Source organism: Vibrio sp. SCP2 (assembly GCF_059295395.1).
This window is the reverse complement of the sequence record NZ_JCAFVV010000001.1, coordinates 14,643-33,132: the sequence shown is the minus strand read 5'-3', so window position 1 is coordinate 33,132 and position 18,490 is coordinate 14,643. Positions and strand designations below refer to the sequence as shown.

The following is an 18,490-nucleotide window of genomic DNA, read 5'->3' as shown; positions in this document are numbered from 1 at the left end:
TTAAATACCACCTTCTTTCGTCCATGCTTTCACTTGCTGACCCGGTGAAAGGTTTTCGACACCAGCTTGAACGATCAGATCACCACTGGTTACGCCGCCAATAATGTTTCCATTGCTATCTAGTTCAACATCAACCAAAGATAGCGTTTGAGTGCTTGTATCGAAACGATATAGCTGCCCTTGTTCTTGCTGCTTCGACACCCAAGCAGCTTGTGCAATCTTGAATGCGTCCGACGCTTCGTTGTTAAGAAGTTTGACCTGCCCTGTCATTCCCGGCAGAAGATTGAGCTGCTCAGGGCGCTTAAACGTCAAACTCGCTTTATAGCTATTGGTATCAGGGTCAGGTTGAGTCGAAATCTCTTTGAATTGGGCTGGCATCGAAATTTGCTTGTGACTATCCATCACAACTTGAAATTTCGAATCGGCGATATGGTCCAAGCCATATGTCTCTGCATAGCTCACTGGCACCGTCAGCACAACATCTAGAACGCTGTTGTCGATAAGGTTTAGAACGGGCTGATTTGCACCGACAACTTGGTGCTCTTTACTAAAGGTAATGGAAACAACACCATCAAAAGGCGCAACAATTTGTGTGTATTCGAGATCCGTTTTTGCTTGCTCTAGTGCTGCCTGTGCTGCCTTAAATTGAGTTTCATTTTGGTCAAACGTATCAACACTAATCAGCTTTTTGTCATGCAACTGAGCTGCGCGCTCAAAGGCAGTTTTGGCTAAGTTGTATTCCGCAAGGCGGGCGTCAAAAGCCAGTTGGTAGTCCGTAGGGTCTAGTTTTGCTAACACTTGTCCCTTTTTCACTACCGTTCCCATACGTACTTCTACGCTTTCTATCTCACCAGCTACTTGAAAAGACAAGGCTGCGCGGTCTGTCGCGTCTATGGTCGCGATAAACGAGTCGTAGTGATTAGACGATAGATCAGGCACTTCTATTAGTTTCACTGGCTTCACAACTGGCTCACTAACTTCAGAGTTCGCTTTGTTACAGCCAGCAACCGCTATTGCGATGGCTCCGACAACTAAGAGTTTTATTGCGGGTTTTATTTTTTCTGATGATGTGTTCATGATTGAGCATCTTTGTTTATTACACACCTGTGCAGTATATAAAGATTATGCCCAAGATCAATATTTATTTTCCACGCGTGCAATATAATAATTAAACGATCTATACTGTTTATGTGTTCTTTGATGAAATGAAGCGAAATTTCTGGTAGAAAGAAAGCGTTCCACGAGATTGACGAGAATTATGACTGAAAGAAAACAAGGCCGTAGAAGTGCTCAGGATGCAGAAAAAACCAAATGCGAGATTATGCGTGTCGCTACCGAGCTGTTCTGTGAGTTAGGTTATGAGCGGGTATCACTGAGAAACATCAGCGAGAAAGCAGGTGTCTCCCATAGTTTGATCCGCCACCACTTCGGCAGCAAAGAGCAAATTTGGTACGCGATCAGTGATGGCTTACACCTATACATGGAAAAGTACATCAGAACGATCATTCAACATATGCCTGCTGATGTCAGTTCGAACGTCAAGCTATACAACTTTTCTGTTCGACTATTGGCACATATGCTCGAATTCAAACAGCCAATGCAGCTTATCGCCGATGCAGTCAGACAAGAAGACGCGCTCTTCGACTACTTCATTGATAATTCTGGCGAAATTGAACAGCTTGTTTTTCAGTTGGCAGAACAATACAACGAGCAGCATCCAGAAGCTCAAATCAAGATATGGGAAATTAAGTGGCAAATGATCATGTATGCACATGGTGCCGCCAGCTTAACGCCATTTATGAAAGAAACTTGGGCAGATGAAACTGACTCTTTAGAGGTTTGCTTATTAAAACATTGGGAGATGTACAACACCATGATGGCTTGTCGCTTCCAAGTACCTGATGAATATATCTTGCGCCCGACCAAGGTATCTGAACTGGTGTATGAAATCGAATGTGACTTGAAAGGCATGTCTGAAGAACTTTCGTAGCTTTTTGTCATACAAACTAGCGCACATCAGCACCAAACCAATGGCTCAGCAACTAACAATATTTGTGTTTAATCAATCTGTTTTATATTGAATTGTTTGATTGGAAATTGATCCTAATCAATTCCAATCGAACTCGCTTGTCGTATGTTCTGTACAAAAATTCACTTAAGTGAAACTAATAATGATGAGCATGCAAAACAATACTTCAATTACATTGGACATGATCCACACGGCGATAAATAAAGTTGAAATCGCTAGCAAAATCGATCTAAACACTTTAAAAGATTTTATCAGCGAAAATACCACGAGTGCGGTGACTTCTTTCACCGAAATGAGCCAATGCGATAGCTTGGATGATAAGTTCAAATTGGTGACGACTAGCTTCCCTCAGTTTATCGATCATTCCCAGCATCTTATCGAAACTTCAATTCTTCTTAGTTCATAAGTTAATAGGAACTCGATAGCCTGGCGTCAAACCTTGACAGCCAATCCTCTCTACTTAAGCTCTTGAAGCATCATTTCCGGAGTGAGGATTTTGGTGAGTAGATGAGATACATCGGGATCAGATATCGGCTCTAGTGCATACACAGGCTTTCCTAGCCCTAAGGCGTAGCCAATATCTAGAGCCACGCTTTTTCCTACATAGCCTTCAAAGTTAAGGATATAGGTCATATCTGACTGCTTAATACGCTCTAAGCATCCATTAATGCCACCAGATTGCTGGGGCTCTGATATCAATACTTCAACGCCCTCTCCCATTAACTGAGAACGAATGGCCTGCATTCGGGCCAAATTTTTGAAGCTTCCCGCGACGTAAACTGTTTTACTCATTCTAATTCCTGAATGTAAGTGGATATGCTCTAACTAGACACTTCACAAAGAATCGTTACACACTGGCTTGGTTATAGCAGTTTCTCCATACCGAGAAGTGTCCAGGGTTTACCTTCAAAGAGTCTCACATCAGACTGTTCCGAAGTAACATGAAACCCTAACGATACGTAACTATTTCTAGCGGCATGGTTTTGCTCAAACACAACTAAACTTAACTTAGATGCATTATATTTTTCTTGAGCTAACTCAATAAGTTGAGTCAACATAGCCTTAGATATACCTTGCCCTCTAAAGCCGAAGCAAATATAGACTCGACATATTCTAAAATGAGATTCTGAAACTCGAAATAGCTCCACATAACCCGCATTTACCCCATTAACCTCGAAGACAAAAGGAAGCACTTCAGAAGACAGGCAATGCTCGGAGATTTGTTCAAGAGTTAAAGGGAACTCAAACTTGGGTCCACCCCACAAGTAATTCAGCTCACTTGAGTCTATCCACTCAATCAATAACGGATAATCTTGCTGTGTAAAAGGCCTTAACTTCCCCATATTGCAACGTGCTCCCAAGATTCAATAGAAAATACCAAATATAACGCGTCAATCATTGAGTATTTATATCGATATCATCGAATCAGCGCAAAGGTTTTGCTTCTTGGCTAAATCAAGGGCTTTACTAGTTGGCACTTCCGTTTCATAGGTTGTTTCTCACCCAATTTGCCAAAAGATAACTGAGACCAGAATTCCGACAACAAAGCTTGGCGTGTGAAAACGTTGATCTCTTGTTTGGTAATACGCTTTGGCTAAGTCTTCTTGATAAGATTTAATGGCGAGTTGTTTAATGTAATTGTTCTGCATGTTCGCTCTCCTTGTTGATACAGCATTAGAGAGCTTAAAACCTCAAGCTTAGTTGAGGTCAAGATGAGATTTCAAAATTTAGTGAAAAGACAAGCGCATATTAATACGCTTGTCTTGTCGCTACTTACAAAATGTTTCGATATACAGGGCTTCTACTTTGTCTCTCGCCCATTGCGTTCGGCGTAAGAACTTCAGAGAAGATTTGATAGACGGATTACTGTAGAAACAGTTAATTTGAATTCGCTCGTCCAAACCTTCCCATCCGTAGTGTTCTTGCAATCGTACAAGGATCTTTTCTAAGGTTAATCCATGCAGTGGGTTGTTTGGTTGTTCTTGGCTCATCTTGGGTTTTCCTAAGACATTAAGTCAGTGCGCAAGTTTAGCAGATCAAATCCCGAAAGTTTTTGTTTTGTTGGATGAGCCTTTCGAGTCCTCTCGAATAGAGAGAGTTTTGCAAATGCGCTAAATCGATACGAGATGATTCAGTGGAGCCCAAGCTTCTTGTTCACTAGCATCTAACTTTCGACACCATATCCAACCATTGAGCTCATAAATCTTCACCACTCGCTCGCCAAGCTTTAGGCTGTGCTCAACGGCAGTATAGTCCTCTAAGACTGTCACTGCTCCCGCGTCAATGTCCAATATCTGCTTCGGGACCCAACCTTGTTTGTTATTACCTCGACAAAGTACCCAATTTGCCCAATCTCCCTTAGGGTCAGACTCTTCAACTAAGTCTAATATTTCCCCTATTACTACCTGAATGGGAGAATCCGGCGCATCTTGATATTCTTTAACAACCTTGTATTCCATGACGTTTCCTTTTGTCCGTTAAGGGGAGTAAACCCCACAACCCACGCAAAGCACTTGCATCGCGCTTTAGTTATGCGGCTTAAATTTTTTCGTCATTCCTTGGCAAGACGGTGCCACGAGCCTATATCCAAGTTTTTCATAAAACGCAGGCTCATCTGCGATCATTGAGACGTATGAGCCCTCTAGCGCTACTGAAGAGAGATACTTATCAATATATTCCATCACTCGTTTTCCTAAGCCCATCCCTTGATAGTTAGGATCAACTGCGACATCGACTACCTCGAAATTACATGCGCCATCACCGACGACTCGGCCCATCGCAATTAAAGAACCCTCTTTTCGAATTGATATCGCATATAGACTGTTTGGCAATGCTATTTGCGCGGCTTTTAGCGATTTAGCAGACAAGCCTGCGGCCACGCGCAGTTCGCAAAATTCTGCTGCACTAGGTGTTACTTCTTCGTACTTAAATGTCATTAGGAACCTCTCTTTCACTACTGATCTATATTACACAAAACAACTGTATATATAAACAGTAAAGATTATTAAGAGAGACTAAAATGACTAAAGAGCCCAGCGGAAGAATGGACGTTTACCTTCCATTCGCTCTATTTCTGCACCAAGCCTTGCGTAGAATTTATGTGCTTTGGTGTTGTATGGGCTCGCATTCCATGAGATGTGAGACGCCAAGGCCTTTTCACCCTCGATTTTAAGAGAATGCATCAGAGCAGCGCCATATCCCTTTGAGCGAGAACTTCCGACGATGAGCAAGTCATCAAGCCAAATTGACGGTTCACCGCTAAAAGACGAATAACGATAGTGAAATAGTGCAAAGCCCAACACTTCTTCATCAACTTCTAATAGCAAAGCATAAGCAAAGGGATGCTCACCAAATAACGTACGCTGAATCTTCTCAATGGTCGTTGAGATTTGCCCGTCAAATCCTTTCATGCTGCGGTCAAACTCAGCCTTAAGCGCAATGAGCTCAAGCAGTTTACATGCATCTTGTTTTAATGCTTTCCTTACTTTCACATTACTCTCCCGCTACAACACAATGCACATCAACAAACTGAATGCACCAGATAGAAACAGCAACATGCTAATGCCAACATCAAAATTTGACTGACTGTCATTAGCTTTAGGTTCATCGGCTATTGACGCTGCCATTCTAGTCGCTGGATTAGGGCTATGTCTTAAATAAGGCTCTTTACCCGGCTTCGCAATGAGAAAGAGGCCACTCAGGCTCCATTGGATCAGCAAAGCATAGAAAAAATAATCGCTGATAAAGTTCAGCTCGGGTGCCGAAAACAGCAGCTCACTGACATGAAGAGCAAAAGAGGCTAGCCCATTAACCACAAGCACAAAGATTAAGATTCTTAGCACGTTCTCTCCTTCTATCAGTATGATTCAAATGGCGTAAGGTCTATACCTTCAATAGTGCAAACTTCCCTAATGGTGGGGTTTGAGCACAAGCGCTTTAAATATGCGGCTAGATGGTCAAAACTAAGTGGAGACTTTTCAATTGGTAATGACCACTCCGCTAACATGAATAAGAAATAGTCACACGCAGTTAGCGTATCGCCCAACAAGTACTCATTCTTTGCGAGCTGATCATTGATAATTGAAAGCGCATCGGCAATTCTTTCATCTTGAGCGATAACAAGGTTTGGAATAGTCGATTCATCATTAGTATGACGATGCGGGTAATAACGAACCATAAGTTCAGCTTGCAGCGTATTGTTAAGAAATGCGAGCCATTGGAAAAACAACGATCGACTAGGATCGCCAATTGATGGCATGAGGGTTGATTCCGGGTGAAGCTCACAGATATGAATACAGATAGCAGGACTTTCGAATATCGCTTGATCATTCACAACCAATGTCGGGATTCGCCCTGCAGGATTGAGTCGAAGATAGTCCGCTGATTTTTGAGAGTTTGACTTTTTATCGACTAACAATAGCTCATAGTCTGCATTTAAGTGATGAAGCAAAAAATGAGGCGCTAAACTCGCATTGTTTGGATAGTAGTAGAGCTTGAACAAAATAGACTCCTTGTCTCAGAATTAGCGCATTAACTCGCATTAATCTTTTGGTTACACAGTTTGTTATACAACATTTCTTCGCTTGATTGCGTCTCATACTGACACTCTCGATACAACCAAACACCCCTGGTGACAAAATACATGCACATACTTTGCGACGAAACCAATCATCTACTCGCTCTATGTATTTCTAAAGATACTCTTCAATTACAGACATACAGTGCTGCACGGTAATTTCTTTTTCACCTACTGGTGCAACGTAATGGATCGCTGATTCGACGTTTTCCCTACCCGATAGCTTGCCAATAACCCACGCAGCTAAGTATTTAGAAGACAAACATCCACCAGCTGTAGCAATATTGCCATGTGCATAAAAAGGTTGCTCTAAAACCGTCACGCCTGATTCAATAACCCAAGGCTTTGTTGTGAGGTCCGTACAAGCGGGGACTTGATGCAACAAGCCAAGGGCAGACATCAGTAAAGTTCCTGAGCATTGACCACCAATTAACTGCGTTCTTGGGTCAAGTTTTAGCCTTGGTAAAATATCCTGATCCTGCGCAATGTTACGAGTTTGAGTTCCACTCCCGAACAACACGACATCTGCACTATTTGCAAACTCTAGAGATTGCTGTGACTGAACTGTCACTCCATTCATTGAGGTGACAGATTTTGAGGGGCTAGTAATCTGTACATTCCAACCAGCGTCCTTCATTCGATTCAAAATGCTCGAAGCGATAAAGGAATCTAACTCATTAAATCCTTCAAATGTTAATACCGCAATATCCATATGCCCTCTGTTCTTTGGTGGTGTCTATTTTGGGAAACCTAACATTTGATCTGCTTGTAAACCGGCTTTATGCCAATTTGTCTGCTCGGAACAGAATATCTGTGCATCTAACTCTTTTGATGGTTCTTCATTTAATGATCCAGCAGGAACAATTAAAAACTTCCCACTTTGACTAAGATACGGCAAACCGGAACCACACTCGATGCAAAACGCTTTCGAAAACGATCGAGTAGGATGGTCAAAACGTTTTATTTTGTCTTCCCCTTTCGTCCACTGAATATTCGAAGGAGAGGTAAACAAGTTCGAAGCATGAGCCGAACCGGTAAGCTTTCTACACTGTTCACAATGACAGAAATAAAACTTACCAAAGTCGTCCTTCACTTTAAATGCAACACTTTCACAGCAGCAACCGCCGGTAATTTCTTTGTGCATACCACACCTCCATGTTTGGCTTTCACTCAATCGCTTATGTCGTCAGATTCTTTTAATTACCATGTTATTCACTAAGTTGATAAGAAACAACCACTACTGACGCGAAGCCAAATTTCAATAGGTTGGTCATTGGTTAAAGCAATTGCAACGCCGTTACTTGATTGATCTACATTTTAATCTCACATAATTGGTAATCTACTTGTTAGGTTAACCGGACAACAACAGAACCTGCTATGTAATCATGTATAGCTCGTCTTTTCTCGTTAAATAGCATAGAAATAGTCTCTAAAAGAACCCAACCCAACATCACGAGACCTATAAACATAAACAATAGGCCTTGTTCCAAACTCTCATAAGTCTGCCCATAAAAAGCGATTTGAGCGTAAGCGTATATCGTAACTGGAAACAAGATAATTGGGACAATATCACGTAGGCACGATTGCTTAATGGTTAAGTTACGGCTTTCAGATACATCTAGCACTTTAACCTTGGCCACCATCTTACCAATGGTTTGACCATATTTAGCATGCATAAGGACATAGTATGTAATGCCTAAAATCGAACTACCAACTCCCCATACGAAAATGCCTCCTGAGCCAACTACTCCAGAGAGCACATAGTCATCAATCCATTGCAATGGTAAGAAAACTAGCCCATCAATAAAAATAGCGAATAAGCGTCGCCAAAAATTTGAATATTTACTGGTATACACAATTACTCCTTAAAGATCAGCCTGTTGTTGGAGGCTAAATGTACACCAGTTAAAAAAGACCTAAGTATGGTAAAGAGTGATTTGCGAAGCAGAATATAAATACAAATGCATACTAGTGTAAACTCATTGAGAGCGAGACAATCAAACTCCGCGTTTAGGCGCGCAGCAGTATCAATCTAATTTAAATGCTTCACCGCTGATTTTAATGCAAAGTAGAAGTACTACTGATAGGAACCGAGTCTTGAACAGTTTACTATGTGCGAATTAGCGACATAGGGACAAAGCGAATTCCATTCACCTCAGCTTCATCTCCATTAACTGTAAAACCATTATGACGGTAAAAGCCCATCGCATTAATGGAAGAGCGCAGCGATACCTCTTTAGATTCGGTTGAAGCCAGCAAATGATTGAGCATATCTCGACCCAAACCTGAGCCTTGAGCTTGCTTAGATACAAAAAGGTGGGTCACGTAGTTTTCGTCTCGCAAAGCAGCAAACCCAAGCAACTGGTCACCGTATACAGCTTTAATCGCTATGAAGTTTTCACCACCAAACACGGTATGTAAATCTGGAATGACTCGTTCGATAAACTGTTTTTTACCTTGCTCACTGAACAAAGGAAGAATGTCTACAGTCGACACTTCTGAAACAAGGCTTAACACCCTATCTAAATCATCAATTGAAGCTTTCTGAATATCCATATTCCATCCTAACAAATAACGCCGTTTTAAGCTTTGAGCCGCGCACCCATGAAAGTAAAAAGTGCCATGCGTTTGAAGTCACGCTTTAATTGTTTCTATGGCTAAATTCCCGCACAAAACCACAGTTATCAATACAACAACTAACCCGATAAAAACGGAGTATAAAGCTATCGAAGCCAAAGGCATCTTGGCATGTTCAAAAGCCCCTTCTGCGTACTTCCAATTAACTAATCTATCATATAGATTATTAGACACCTTATAAACGCGGTAACTGGCATAACTAAATAGCACCCAATTTAGCCAAATAAACACGATTGATGCTACTTTCAGATATGGCTGTGTTTCAATAAACGAGCGTGCGGAACTGGAAGTGAGTAGCCAACCTAATCCAACAAGCCAAAAACCCATTGTTGAGTATGCGCTGGTATTATAATTCGCTTGATAACGTTCTAGAGCAGCGATTAGTATTTTTAACCGTTCTTCATCGCTAAACCTTTCAATCATATTAAAGTCCTTTCGTTGTATGCTTGTAATCTTTTTGCTTCGCGCGTGCTACGTTAAACGTTTGTTAGATTTGATCCAATAGTCCAATAAGAATTATCACATAGCCATTGTGAAAAGCATGGATTAAGAAGGCGACCTTTGCGCCTTCAAATGTCGAGATCCTTTGCCACACTTGAAAGCCAATACAAAAGACTACAAACGGCGCGAATATAAATAGCCCCCAAAGTGGATGAATCATAGAGTGCAGAGCTGAAAGAACCAATGCCGCTAAGCAAGCTACTAGCACAGTGTTTTTGGAAAACTTTAGGCCTAATAATAAGACTGGGACTAACAGTATAGTTTCTACAAATGGAGCGAAAACAATTAAGCCAAATGCATCGGCAAGCGAGAACGATAAGTTTTCATTGGGTGATTCATCTGGAAGCCCGATTAATAGATGAAAACTGAGGACAAATGCAAAGGTGGTAAGAGCGGTTAACAGCGATGCTTTGAAACTATAGGAGACTATTTTCGCCCCCTCTCCTCGAAGTAGAAACATGTGCAATCCTTTAAAATTAACGCCCAATTAAATAACAAACAACGCGTCGTCATAGTTAAGCCAATGCACCTTAAATACTAAAACCGCTTCATCGCAAAAATACTGAATAGTATGAATCTGCTCTAAACGCTTTGCGATGCTGGTGCGCTATAGGTACAATCACAAACCAGACAAGAAGGACAACAACGATGCTATTTAATAACGATATCGAAGAAATGATCAGCTATTTAGAACGTTTCTGCAAAGAACCGCATATTAAAGCACTTGATGACGTGTCTGATGAGCAGATTAACTTGCTGCTCGACTTCTTGGCACTGGCCCACAAATTGAAATGTGATATCTACGCGACGAGAAACCTAAGCTGTTCACACTTTATCGGTCTTGGCACATTCGCTTTAACACAAGATCGAGCACCTCAAGGAAACCTGTTTCTGAAAGTTGAGCAAAACCAGATCTACCTGACATTCGAACTCGATAAGTGCAATGAAGATAACCTGTTAACACCGATTCGAGTGATTGACGCCCTAACCTATCTTGCTGAAAACACGGGCCACGCACTGCTACCTGAAGATTATTGCTATTCTAGCTCTGCTAAGTAACTGGCAACGTGTGCTACGAAAATAGCCCTAGCCAAATTGGACAATGTACTCGACTAAAACCAACATCACCGAGCGTTTAGTCATGTACGTTCTGATTTTCTTAACTCACGTGCGTACCAAGATTCAGAGATATGCCAAGAAACGAAACCAATAACCGCACTTAAAGCTAGCAACACAATGGCCGATAAGCTGAACTCGTACCAAAACTCAGCCCAAGTTTGCACTCTATCAAACAGAATGAAACCTATAGTTTTTCCGAGTAAGACAGAACCCGCCGACATGAGAATCATATTTAAGATGTAACGCCTGCGCCCTGCCTGACGCACTTTCGCCCAAGTTTTTAACTTTCTCTTATTCCAGTTGCCCATAACCTAAGCGCTCCATAAATACTGTTGGAAACTCTACGGGACCATAAAGGCACATAGTAAACGGCAAAGGGTAACACGCGATCCACTTCTAATAATCACCTGAATAGTTAGCGCCCTACTAAACGGCTAGCTGCGCTTATCTCGACACGGGAATACCACCATAAACACTGTACGAGTCTACAGCAATAAGTGCCGAGCCTTAGGAGTCCGCTTATTGCTGAGCGTTATAAACCTATTTTCGAATATACGGCTGTGCTACTTAACTGGCCTGACGGCAGCTTTCGATCATTGCGCAATATGCCTTCGAAAAGATACCCACATCGCTCTGCAACTGCTCGACTCTTTACATTTTCCTCGGCTGCCTTAATTTCTAATCTATTGGCTTTGAGTTCTAAAAATGCATAATTTTCTAGTGCTTTAACCGCTTCCGCGATGAAACCATGCCCCACACACGAGCTACGTAACCAATACCCAATTTCAAAATAAGGTACGTCTTTATCTCGAATGATTAGAACAATTGCGCCTACGAAGTGGTTGGTATTTTTATCTAAGAGTGAATAACGCAGTTCACCTTCAAAGTTTTCAAAGTTACTAATCGCTTGCTTTGTATTCTCTACTGATTCAGATTCAGTCAAAGCATATTTAACCCAAGGTAAATACTCTCCGAGTTCATTTTGACTTTCTACTATTGCTTCTAGCATTAAAGGCTGTAGCTCCATTGAAGGGGGAACTAACCTTAATCTCTCTGTTTCCATATACCTACATCCGATAAAAGCTTAAACATCGTATTAAGGTGCACAACACCTATCACGTAATATGACCATACAAACACCGCCTTAAACACAAAACTCAACGATGGAACGAGAAACGCCGTGCGTTCCCAATTACTCTTAAACAGTTTGTTGTGTGAATTTTTCTACGCGCCTAAAAGCGGCAAATGTTTTCGCTGCTGATAAGTTAAAGCTAACTCTAAACAGGACTTGATTGCTGTTTCTGGTATCGGCTTCGACAAGGATAGAGTTATCGCTCTGTTTCCCTGAAACACCAGTTCTTCACCGTACAATTCCCTGAATGTATCGACGAGCTTAGTCTGACAATTAAAGAACAGGTAATAATTGTTAGGAGACTTGAGTTTCCAGTCCATTCTTAGCGGACTGCCTGTTTTTACACTGTAGCTTGGTTCACCCCACTTAAGAGTTTCATCGACTTCACCAAGTTCCAACTCAGAAGCAATTTTAAAGATTAGATTTCGTAGCTCCGTTAACCTAACACGAGCATTCTCAGGGTATTCATCAAAGCGCAATTTGACTGCATTGTTCATTGGAACCTCCTAATCGCATATAGCTAAATGAAGTAGCGAGCAATGCTACCACTTACCCAAAGAATAGTGCCTTAAACACTAAAGCCGATTCAAACCAAAAGTGCCAGCGTTATAAATCACTCTTAAATGCTTTGCTAGAAGGCGAATTCTAACGAACTAGGCTTAACACCTGCTTAAATTCAGCACTCCTACAGTCTTTGACAAGCTCGTAGAGACACATTTCTAACCCCGAGATTTCTACGCCATTTTCCTTTAGACGCTTAGTACCAAGTTGAGCATTTGATAACGTTCGAGAGGAAACACAATCATTAACCAGTTCCACATTGAAACCTAATTCAACCAATCCTTTTGCCGTCTGGTACACACATATATGTGCCTCAATACCACACACTAACCAAGTATCTACGTCCATTTCTTTGATCGTGGCCAGAAAGTCGGGGGACTCACAAGCATTGAAGGTAAACTTTGTAATTGGGCTAACGTCACCAAGGTGAACTCTTAGTTCCTCTACTGTCTTACCCAACTTCTCAGGGTTCTGCTCAAGCAAAACTATCGGCAAACCCAGAGCCCTAACCCCGACAATCAGTTTCGAGCAATTAGAAATGAGCGTTTCACTATCATAGACCAAGCGTGCGAGCTTACCCTGCACATCAACGACGATAAGCCCTGTTTTATCTCGTGACAACATTTTACCATCCTTAGTTTAATGGAGCCTTATACCGCAGCGTTAAGGAGTGATTAACGCAATACCACCGCCGCCATGTACCACCTTAAACAATAAATACAACGCATAGTGAAAATGCCACGCGTTGTGACTCCATCTTTAAAGGTTATGGTTGCGACTGGGGAATCGTATATTCATAGAAAGCCACACCACTGTCATTAGCTGGTTGCTCTATGAAACCTAGCTTCTTGAGTAACTTCGCTGAAGCAACATTAGATTGGTCAACACCGCCTATAAGTTTCAACCAAGACTCGGATTTCTCAACTTCATGGATGAAGGCCTGAAGTAATTCACTAGCTAATCCTCGTCCCCAATATTCTTCAGCAAGCAAATAACCGATATGAGCATACTCGTCCTTTTCCACATAAGCGAACAAGAAGCCTATTAGTTCGTGCTCCTCTGTTTCTACTTGAAGTAAGCGGCTCTCCAACAACATTCGCTCAAACCAGGTTCTAGCCCGTTCATAAGAACCGATTCCGTGGAAATATGGGGGAAGATTTTCTACAACTACTGGTGTTAAGATTTGAGGAATTCGCTCTAGCAAATATGAGTGCTTAGACAAATCAAGCTCTCCAGTAATTTCAATTACTTTCAGCCTCTGGCTTTCAAATGACATTGCCATACAACCTCCCCATTTCGTTAAAAATCATAACGCCTTATTAAGATATGAGGCACACAATACCTAAGCCGCCACATACCATCTTAACCGCGATATTCAATGCATAGTGAAAATGTCACACATTGCGAGTCCCTCTGAACAGTTTACTATGTGATTATCTCACTACCGCGCTCCAGTACCCAACAACGCTCGTTTTTGGTGTAGCCAATTTTGCCATAATAGTCATTGGCTGCCGGTGCGGCGATTAAAAACAGTTTACATGTAGGTTCTATTTGAGCTTGAGTTTGAACTTGCAACTGCTTGCCTATTCCCGATCTTTGGTATGCTTGGTCAACCGCTAGGTCGGACAGATAGCAACAATAATGGAAATCCGTAATAGAGCGAGAAATACCAACAAGTTTGGTGCCATCCCAAGCAGTGATTATGAGATTGCTATTGTTCAACATACCGTTGATACATTCGATATTTTCTATCGGCCTACGCTCACCTAACGTCGAGCGCTTAAGCAAGTCAATAAACTCGTCAGTCGAGATCTGCTGATTAACTTTGTATTCGATATTCAATGTGGCCTCCTTATCACATAACGCCTTGCTAAGGTGCGGTTAAACCACGAAATCTAAGCAAAGCCAACATAATCACTAAACTTTGCCAAACCCAAAATGCCAATGGTTAGCCGTCACGCTCAAGTCGTTTGTTATGCCTTTACTAAAACGTGCTCAATAAAGGCTGATTTCTTTCGACGATACTCTTCGTGAGGCCGACCGGTACAAGACACTTTTAGTTCATTGTATTGTTTAACCAACTCAGGGCTTTCACGGAGCTTGTCCCTAAACTTCACAAAGAAGTCAAATTTCGAGCCATTAGCTACGACTTGGAAAGCAACATCTTCACCTAAGCTATTTTCCAGCATGCAGAGCTCTTGTGTTCTTAACGTATTGGATTTTTCGTTGAAGCCTAAACTAGAAAGTAACTTCACTGCTTTTTCTAGCTCGTTACCGTTAACAGCAACAAGTATGTCTAGGTCTCCCTTAGACACAGCATTTGGGATAGAAGAAGCTCCTATATGCTCAATTGTTGCGCCTGGAAGTAAAGCGGCTATCTGAAGCTCGTACTTGCGATAGAGATTTTCGCAAGTTGACTGATACTCATCTGCTTTGTAAAACTGCACATTTTCTCTCAAAGGCATAACGCCCAATTAAGTAGTGAGCAACGCTACCACCTTACCTAAACCATTGTGCCGTAAACACCTATACTGATTCAAACCGAGAGTACCAAGCGTTGCGAATCTACTTGAATTTATTGTTAGGCAAATGTTTCGCCCGGTTCCTTGGGATTGGAACCGTATTCATTACTTCCTTCGTTTCCGTCAGTTGCTGCGAATATGATAAGCACTATCAATCCAATTAATGGGATCAGCCCAATTAAAACCCACCAGCCTGTGCGACCAATATCGTGCAGCCTACGAACAGTAACAGCTATGCCTGGAATTAAAACTGCCAACCCGTAAATAGTACCGATAAATGCAGTACCTAAGAAGCCATCAGCAAGACCCAAGATGAAAGAAAAAATGAGGTTAAACAAAAAGAACATCCAGTATTCCTTTCGTCTAGCCCTTCCACTAAAAACTGCATACTTCTTTAAAACAGCCAAATACCAATCCATTTTATTTCCTCTGTTAGTTATAAACACCGTTGTTAGAAACTTATTCACCACCTAAGCTAATTGCAACACTTATTGCATACGATTCGTCACCATAAACGGTTTTGATCATTGATTTTACTTCACTTTCTAGTTTGCTTACTGTCACGTTATTTAACGAGCTATCTTGGTAAACAACCGTAATACCAGTTAATTCACCATTATGGATATTCCAACTTGTTTCCGCCTTAGCACCGAGCCTCTTGACGCTTAACTCATTAAACTGCTTTTCTTTATTGTCCATATCTTGAAACGCTTCAAAAGGCGAACATGCTGCAATACTAATAAACAAAAGCGAACTTAAAGTTATTTTCAAAATTGTCATTGAAGATCCTAAGGAAATTTTGCCTAACGCCCTGCTAAGTGGCTAGCAACGCATAACACGATACTTAAACTAACCGCCGTAAACACTGTACCTGACTAGAACTAAAGTCGCCGAGCGTTGATAGTCCGTCTTGAGCAGCTTGTTATATTGAGGTCGAACTTTCATAAAGCTTTCCTTTAATAATATAAGGACTGTATTTATGCTGCTCTTCGGGTGGGAGTTGAATCTGTTTAAACTTAGTTGAAAAAGGGCTAGCCCAAACCTCCAGTAAGTTTATACCTTCCTTTAGATTTACAGTTCCTTCCCCGTCAAAGTCCCACACATCTACATGACGAATATAGATTGAGCTTGTCTTAATAGGCACTACCACCGACATATGAGATTTTTTTGGAAGTTTAACAAACTCGTAGCCATCAAATGAAATATATACATATCCAGTCCCATCGGAATAGAGCGAGTCGCTACTGCTATTGAAGATAGTCACGGCTACTTCGCCTTTTTGTAGGTTTAGTGGTTCACCGTCGGCTACAACACGTACGTTTTGAGGTAGGCTTTTACATTCAATTAGCGAAGCCTCTATTAACCTTGGATATCCACTAGTGTTACCATCAATGATCACATTAGTTTTATCAAACGATGTGTAAGTACCGATATACTCAAAATCTCCGTCGTGACAAAGCCTAGATGCATAACTATAAACAGTTTCATAGGGTTTATCGTCATCTGCATGCCTTAAAGGTTCAGTCAACACTACAAAACGATCTTTATCCTTTATTACAAACTGGTTAAAACTATTGTCGACTTGGCTTGCGCATGCAGTCATTAGTAGCCCAGCTAAAGCAATAAATACCTGCCTCATTTTCTCACTCCCGTTCAATACAACGCCGCGTTAAGTGGTGAGCAACGCAGACCACCACAACTAAACCATTGTGCCGCTCACACTAAAGCTAAATCAAACCGAAAATGCCGAGCGTTGGGAATCCGTCTTAAACGCATTGTTATGTGTAAGCAATAACTAGAAAAGGCACGAATATTAAAATAATACACATTAATAATGTGAAATAGAAAAAGAACAAGAATACGAACTCTAAAAGTTTGCCCCCTAACTTACCAAGTTGGTCTCCCATTTCAGAAGCTGATACCTTAACGGCTAAGGGATCTGCTAATATAACAAACTTTCTAGCGTAATACTTTGATGAAATTACCCCTATCGTATACAGCGAAAATGCACCAAACAGTGGCATTATTAGATACCCGCTTAAAGATGCGATAAATGGCATCGAGAGTGCCAATAAAATCATTGGACCAAAGATTACTCCCCAAATTTGGAAGATTGACAATTTAGCAAAAAAATTAAACTTCCTTGCTAGCAAATAAGGTAGGTAATGCATATTTTATCCTTTACACATAACGCCCTGTTAAGGTGTGAGCAACGCTATACCGATGCTTCCGCATACTACCTTAAACACTAAACGCAACGCATAGCGAAAATGCCAAGCGTTGCGAATCACTCTTAAACAGTTTGTTATGTTTATGGCGCTGAGGAAAAATGTTCTTGTTTAGATGCACTTTCAGCGAGTTGGTCATAAATTACTTTCTGATACAACCCCTCTGAGAAAGGAATTCGATTTGAAGAAATGACTACACCATTAAGATCTTGCACAAATAAAATACTGTGTACGCTTTGCCCCCAATATGTTCCTACCAAGTTTTGGTCATTTTCAGGGAGCTTGGAGATTTTGTTTGAGTTAAACGTGACTATTTGTGTGCCATTTTGCGCGACTTCAGCACTAGTACTGTACTTCTCCAACTCTAACTCGACATCAATGTAAGTCCCTGTCCCAACATAAATTCTTAAAAGCGCAGGTTTTTTAATAGAAATACTTCTCTTACCTGAGTTAATAAGTACGGCGCTAACCGTGAAAAAAGACTCTTTGTTAGTGACTTCATTTAGCAGCTCTAACGCCTTTGATTCCGCGCTAGCTTGATTCAACTGAATATCACGTAATCGATCTTCCCACCCTTTTTGATCAGATTGATACCTGTGTACAAGCTTAGTCTTTAACGCTTTTAAAGTTCCCTTCGTTGGTGTCCCTGTTTCGAGTCGCTTATAAGTGTCTGTTTCTGATTGAGTAAATAGATATTTGGAGATATCTTGATAATTATCGATCGTTATAGCGTTGATAGCAGCAATCGTAAACTTTGCATCTTTAATTCGCTCAGGCAAAGTAGCTCGTAGTTGATTCAGCCTCTCGGACAACTTCTCAAGTTCTTTAAGGTTAATAAAACCGTCTTCCCTTGCCACTTCTTGATCTGAAAAAAGATACCGAAGATTATAGTCAATAGAGGACGTTTCATTTTCACGCTGCAGTAAAGCTAGATCTGAATGCGAGTTTAGACTGATTCCGACTTCTGGAGAAATATCTCTGCTGATTCCGTTGAGTTCAACACTCAAGTCAGATGTATCAACGTAATATTCTTTCCAAGCAGGAACACCAAACCCTACGCCCAAACTAACTAAAAGTGTTAGGGTTCCGAAAAGATTCCACCCACTAAAGATTCCAGATAAATTAATTCTCATAAGTAAGCCTAATATTTTTTAACCGAATTATGCAGTTAAATACATACTAAGT

The 18,490-nt window shown here is 41.2% G+C and carries 31 protein-coding genes; 3 read left to right on the top strand and 28 right to left on the bottom strand.

The genetic code is table 11. The features are described from left to right. Positions 1-1,077 (bottom strand): efflux RND transporter periplasmic adaptor subunit, encoded by a 1,077-nt coding sequence (locus AC5O63_RS00255; protein WP_494503471.1) that lies wholly within the window; start codon positions 1,075-1,077, stop codon positions 1-3. A 181-nt stretch (positions 1,078-1,258) separates the two neighbouring features. Here AC5O63_RS00255 and AC5O63_RS00250 point away from each other — a divergent pair, with 181 nt between their 5' ends. Together AC5O63_RS00250 and AC5O63_RS00245 are read left to right on the top strand one after the other, a co-directional pair. Continuing rightward, the gene (locus tag AC5O63_RS00250) at positions 1,259-1,990 is read left to right on the top strand and encodes a TetR/AcrR family transcriptional regulator (RefSeq protein WP_171382901.1); all 732 of its coding nucleotides are present in this window, start codon (positions 1,259-1,261) and stop codon (positions 1,988-1,990) included. Positions 1,991-2,180: 190 nt separating this feature from the next. Next, a complete protein-coding gene (locus AC5O63_RS00245) occupies positions 2,181-2,435 on the top strand; it encodes a hypothetical protein (RefSeq protein ID WP_239824556.1) in 255 nt (84 codons plus the stop codon). Positions 2,436-2,485: 50 nt separating this feature from the next. Here the strand turns inward: AC5O63_RS00245 and AC5O63_RS00240 are convergent, their stop codons facing one another. The 15 genes from AC5O63_RS00240 to AC5O63_RS00170 form a co-directional block, all read right to left on the bottom strand. Continuing rightward, positions 2,486-2,821 (bottom strand): nucleotide pyrophosphohydrolase, encoded by a 336-nt coding sequence (locus AC5O63_RS00240; RefSeq protein ID WP_494503470.1) that lies wholly within the window; start codon positions 2,819-2,821, stop codon positions 2,486-2,488. Between the two features lie 71 nt (positions 2,822-2,892). Continuing rightward, positions 2,893-3,372 carry a GNAT family N-acetyltransferase gene (locus AC5O63_RS00235; RefSeq protein WP_494503469.1) on the bottom strand — a complete coding sequence of 160 codons (480 nt, stop codon included), beginning with the start codon at positions 3,370-3,372 and terminating at the stop codon, positions 2,893-2,895. Between the two features lie 156 nt (positions 3,373-3,528). Further along, positions 3,529-3,678: a hypothetical protein gene (locus tag AC5O63_RS00230; RefSeq protein WP_367939038.1), complete on the bottom strand. Its 150-nt coding sequence runs from the start codon at positions 3,676-3,678 to the stop codon at positions 3,529-3,531. Positions 3,679-3,798: 120 nt separating this feature from the next. Next, positions 3,799-4,020, bottom strand: coding sequence for a VF530 family protein (locus AC5O63_RS00225; RefSeq protein WP_004743799.1), 222 nt, complete (start codon positions 4,018-4,020; stop codon positions 3,799-3,801). Positions 4,021-4,140: 120 nt separating this feature from the next. Next, positions 4,141-4,488 carry an SH3 domain-containing protein gene (locus AC5O63_RS00220; protein WP_494503468.1) on the bottom strand — a complete coding sequence of 116 codons (348 nt, stop codon included), beginning with the start codon at positions 4,486-4,488 and terminating at the stop codon, positions 4,141-4,143. Positions 4,489-4,554: 66 nt separating this feature from the next. Further along, positions 4,555-4,965, bottom strand: a complete 411-nt coding sequence (locus tag AC5O63_RS00215; protein ID WP_494503467.1) for a GNAT family N-acetyltransferase — start codon at positions 4,963-4,965, stop codon at positions 4,555-4,557. Between the two features lie 87 nt (positions 4,966-5,052). Continuing rightward, the gene (locus AC5O63_RS00210) at positions 5,053-5,520 is read right to left on the bottom strand and encodes a GNAT family N-acetyltransferase (RefSeq protein ID WP_494503466.1); all 468 of its coding nucleotides are present in this window, start codon (positions 5,518-5,520) and stop codon (positions 5,053-5,055) included. 12 nt (positions 5,521-5,532) lie between these two features. Continuing rightward, positions 5,533-5,871, bottom strand: coding sequence for a hypothetical protein (locus AC5O63_RS00205; RefSeq protein WP_494503465.1), 339 nt, complete (start codon positions 5,869-5,871; stop codon positions 5,533-5,535). Positions 5,872-5,885: 14 nt separating this feature from the next. Further along, complete coding sequence (locus AC5O63_RS00200) at positions 5,886-6,530, bottom strand: glutathione S-transferase family protein (protein ID WP_494503464.1); 645 nt, start codon at positions 6,528-6,530, stop codon at positions 5,886-5,888. 190 nt (positions 6,531-6,720) lie between these two features. After that, positions 6,721-7,317, bottom strand: coding sequence for a DJ-1/PfpI family protein (locus AC5O63_RS00195; RefSeq protein ID WP_494503463.1), 597 nt, complete (start codon positions 7,315-7,317; stop codon positions 6,721-6,723). A gap of 24 nt (positions 7,318-7,341) precedes the next feature. Then, on the bottom strand, positions 7,342-7,749 hold the full coding sequence (locus AC5O63_RS00190) for a GFA family protein (protein WP_272278959.1): 408 nt from the start codon (positions 7,747-7,749) through the stop codon (positions 7,342-7,344). Positions 7,750-7,951: 202 nt separating this feature from the next. Further along, on the bottom strand, positions 7,952-8,461 hold the full coding sequence (locus AC5O63_RS00185) for an RDD family protein (protein WP_004743814.1): 510 nt from the start codon (positions 8,459-8,461) through the stop codon (positions 7,952-7,954). A gap of 253 nt (positions 8,462-8,714) precedes the next feature. Continuing rightward, positions 8,715-9,161, bottom strand: a complete 447-nt coding sequence (locus tag AC5O63_RS00180) for a GNAT family N-acetyltransferase (protein WP_494503462.1) — start codon at positions 9,159-9,161, stop codon at positions 8,715-8,717. A 78-nt stretch (positions 9,162-9,239) separates the two neighbouring features. Beyond that, complete coding sequence (locus AC5O63_RS00175; RefSeq protein ID WP_494503461.1) at positions 9,240-9,665, bottom strand: hypothetical protein; 426 nt, start codon at positions 9,663-9,665, stop codon at positions 9,240-9,242. 64 nt (positions 9,666-9,729) lie between these two features. Further along, the gene (locus tag AC5O63_RS00170) at positions 9,730-10,203 is read right to left on the bottom strand and encodes a hypothetical protein (RefSeq protein ID WP_494503460.1); all 474 of its coding nucleotides are present in this window, start codon (positions 10,201-10,203) and stop codon (positions 9,730-9,732) included. A gap of 188 nt (positions 10,204-10,391) precedes the next feature. Here AC5O63_RS00170 and AC5O63_RS00165 point away from each other — a divergent pair, with 188 nt between their 5' ends. Beyond that, positions 10,392-10,802 (top strand): hypothetical protein, encoded by a 411-nt coding sequence (locus tag AC5O63_RS00165; RefSeq protein ID WP_494503459.1) that lies wholly within the window; start codon positions 10,392-10,394, stop codon positions 10,800-10,802. An 80-nt stretch (positions 10,803-10,882) separates the two neighbouring features. On the opposite strand, the gene AC5O63_RS00160 is transcribed toward AC5O63_RS00165, so the two are convergent. The 12 genes from AC5O63_RS00160 to AC5O63_RS00105 form a co-directional block, all read right to left on the bottom strand. Next, the gene (locus tag AC5O63_RS00160; RefSeq protein WP_494503458.1) at positions 10,883-11,170 is read right to left on the bottom strand and encodes a hypothetical protein; all 288 of its coding nucleotides are present in this window, start codon (positions 11,168-11,170) and stop codon (positions 10,883-10,885) included. 224 nt (positions 11,171-11,394) lie between these two features. After that, positions 11,395-11,925 (bottom strand): GNAT family N-acetyltransferase, encoded by a 531-nt coding sequence (locus AC5O63_RS00155; RefSeq protein WP_494503457.1) that lies wholly within the window; start codon positions 11,923-11,925, stop codon positions 11,395-11,397. 161 nt (positions 11,926-12,086) lie between these two features. Beyond that, positions 12,087-12,491 carry a DUF1801 domain-containing protein gene (locus AC5O63_RS00150; RefSeq protein ID WP_494503456.1) on the bottom strand — a complete coding sequence of 135 codons (405 nt, stop codon included), beginning with the start codon at positions 12,489-12,491 and terminating at the stop codon, positions 12,087-12,089. 148 nt (positions 12,492-12,639) lie between these two features. After that, entirely contained in the window at positions 12,640-13,179 is a 540-nt protein-coding gene (locus AC5O63_RS00145) for an isochorismatase family protein (RefSeq protein WP_494503455.1), read from the bottom strand. 142 nt (positions 13,180-13,321) lie between these two features. Continuing rightward, entirely contained in the window at positions 13,322-13,837 is a 516-nt protein-coding gene (locus AC5O63_RS00140) for a GNAT family N-acetyltransferase (protein WP_494503454.1), read from the bottom strand. A 143-nt stretch (positions 13,838-13,980) separates the two neighbouring features. Next, entirely contained in the window at positions 13,981-14,397 is a 417-nt protein-coding gene (locus tag AC5O63_RS00135; RefSeq protein ID WP_494503453.1) for a GNAT family N-acetyltransferase, read from the bottom strand. A gap of 131 nt (positions 14,398-14,528) precedes the next feature. Beyond that, positions 14,529-15,002, bottom strand: a complete 474-nt coding sequence (locus AC5O63_RS00130) for a GrpB family protein (protein ID WP_486796681.1) — start codon at positions 15,000-15,002, stop codon at positions 14,529-14,531. 134 nt (positions 15,003-15,136) lie between these two features. Beyond that, positions 15,137-15,496, bottom strand: coding sequence for a DUF805 domain-containing protein (locus tag AC5O63_RS00125; RefSeq protein WP_239824577.1), 360 nt, complete (start codon positions 15,494-15,496; stop codon positions 15,137-15,139). Between the two features lie 40 nt (positions 15,497-15,536). Further along, a complete protein-coding gene (locus AC5O63_RS00120) occupies positions 15,537-15,857 on the bottom strand; it encodes a hypothetical protein (protein WP_494503435.1) in 321 nt (106 codons plus the stop codon). Between the two features lie 142 nt (positions 15,858-15,999). Next, the gene (locus AC5O63_RS00115; RefSeq protein ID WP_494503452.1) at positions 16,000-16,716 is read right to left on the bottom strand and encodes a hypothetical protein; all 717 of its coding nucleotides are present in this window, start codon (positions 16,714-16,716) and stop codon (positions 16,000-16,002) included. 139 nt (positions 16,717-16,855) lie between these two features. Then, on the bottom strand, positions 16,856-17,248 hold the full coding sequence (locus AC5O63_RS00110) for a hypothetical protein (RefSeq protein ID WP_494503451.1): 393 nt from the start codon (positions 17,246-17,248) through the stop codon (positions 16,856-16,858). Between the two features lie 140 nt (positions 17,249-17,388). Then, on the bottom strand, positions 17,389-18,438 hold the full coding sequence (locus tag AC5O63_RS00105) for a hypothetical protein (protein ID WP_494503450.1): 1,050 nt from the start codon (positions 18,436-18,438) through the stop codon (positions 17,389-17,391). Positions 18,439-18,490 lie beyond the last annotated feature (52 nt).